The organism is Leisingera sp. F5 (assembly GCF_001593695.1).
In genome coordinates this window covers 1-1,891 of sequence record NZ_LUKH01000668.1, presented here as the reverse complement: position 1 = coordinate 1,891, position 1,891 = coordinate 1, and the positions used below count along the sequence as shown (strand labels likewise).

Below are 1,891 nucleotides of genomic sequence, written 5' to 3'. Positions count from 1 at the left end.
AGGAAGGCCAGATAGGCCACCGCATAGGCCAGCAGCCAGGGGAAACGGACGGGTTTGCTCAACGGATCCTCCTCCCCAGGGCGGTGGCCAGGATGACAAACAGGAGGGCGACACAGCCGACCGCGGCCATCGCCGCCAGCGACAGCGTTGCGCCCAGCGGCCAGTTGTTGGCGGGGCCGAACTGCACCTCGATGAGGTTCGCCACCATCTTGCCCTGCGAGCCGCCGACCAGCGAGGGCGTCACGTAGTCGCCGACGGTCGGAATGAAGATGATCAGGCTGCCCGCGATGATGCCGGGCACCGACAGCGGCAGGGTGACCCGGAAGAACCGTTCCAGCTTGGAGCACCCGAGATCGGTGGCGGCCTCCAGCAATGCCCGGTCGATCTTCTGCAGCGAGACATAGATCGGCAGGATCGCAAACGGCGCCCAGGCATGGGCCAGTGTCAGCACCACCGCGAATTCATTGTAGAGAAGAAAGGTCAGCGGTTCGTTGATCAGCCCCATTGAGAGCAGAGCGGAATTCATCACCCCGTTGAACCCGAGGATCAGCTTCCAGCTGAACACCCGCAGCAGGTAGCTTGACCAGAACGGGATGGTGATCAGCAAGAGCCAGAGGGTTTTCTTGCGGGTGCGGTAGGCGATGAAATAGGCAATCGGATAGGCCAGCGCCACCGTCGCCATGGTCACCGCCCCGGCAATCAGGATCGAGCGCAGCATTAGATGCCGCACCAGCGGATCGGTGGCGGCCTCGGCGTAATTGGCCCAGGTCAGCGTCTTGTCGATGTCGACATAGGACTGGGTCCAGAAGCTGTAGGCCACCAGAATGCCCAGCGGCGCAGCTACCAGCAGCCCCACATAAAGCGAAGCCGGGGCGCTGAGCGCCAGACCTTTGCCTGCTTCGGTTTTTAGAATTCCGGCCATTGCTGGGTATCGCTTACTGTTTTTGTTTACGCGGATGCCGCATTAAAAAATGGACAATCGTCCATAAAAGAGTGGCGGTCAGGGCATGCATCTGTCAACAAGATTCTCAAGAAAATGGACAAACGTCCATTTTTACTGGATATTCTGCAGGTGATATGCGAACAATGCTGGCATGGCGCTGCCTGCTGCGGGGTGCCGAATTGTGAATGCCATCAAAAACAACAGTAGTCAGATGCCGGGAAAACGGGAACAGAACCGCGAGCAGAACCGCCAGGCCCTGATCGGGGCTGTGCTGGATTCGGTTGCGGAGAAAGGTATTTCGGAAACATCCGTCAGCGAGATCATCCAGCGGGCCGGCCTGTCACGCGGCATGATCCACCTGCATTTCGGCGGCAAGGACAACCTGGTTCAGGCGGCGGCGCATCATTCGTCAGAGGAATATTACGACGGGCTGGAAGCGTTGTTGCAGACCGCAGGAGACAGCCCGCAGGAACGGGTCGAGATGATCGTGCGCGGCGACCTCAGCGCGCGGGTGCTGAACCGGCGCAATGTCAGCATCTGGTACGCCTTCCGCGGTGAGGCCAGGAACCGCAAGGCCGTGGCCGAGTATTCCGATACCCGCGACGGACGGCTGCGCGGCATGATCCACAACGCCTTTTCCCGGATCGTGCGCGAGGCCGGAACACCGGATGCCACCGGTGCGGCCCGGGATGCAACCCATGGCACACTGGCACTGCTTGAGGGCATGTGGACCGACTTCCTGCTGCACCCTGACCGCTTCGACCGGGAAGAGGCATCGCGGATCATCTTCCGCTTCCTGGCGGCCATGTTTCCGGAGCATTTTTCGCTGAAGGGTGCCGTGCGCCCGTTGAAAGTATAGGCACCTCGGCGCGGCTTCAAAGTATAGCCGCGCCGCACACCAGGGCAAGCCCCACGTCAGCGGCCTCGATCTCACCCTAGATGTAGCGG

2 protein-coding genes are annotated in these 1,891 nt (G+C 60.9%); one reads left to right on the top strand and one right to left on the bottom strand.

What is annotated here, in order from left to right:
- Nucleotides 1–58: 58 nt before the first annotated feature.
- Nucleotides 59–922, bottom strand: coding sequence for an ABC transporter permease (locus A2I95_RS34575; protein WP_291737074.1), 864 nt, complete (start codon nt 920–922; stop codon nt 59–61).
- A gap of 232 nt (nt 923–1,154) precedes the next feature.
- Here A2I95_RS34575 and A2I95_RS34570 point away from each other — a divergent pair, with 232 nt between their 5' ends.
- Nucleotides 1,155–1,802 carry a TetR family transcriptional regulator C-terminal domain-containing protein gene (locus A2I95_RS34570; protein ID WP_259996828.1) on the top strand — a complete coding sequence of 216 codons (648 nt, stop codon included), beginning with the start codon at nt 1,155–1,157 and terminating at the stop codon, nt 1,800–1,802.
- Nucleotides 1,803–1,891: the final 89 nt, after the last annotated feature.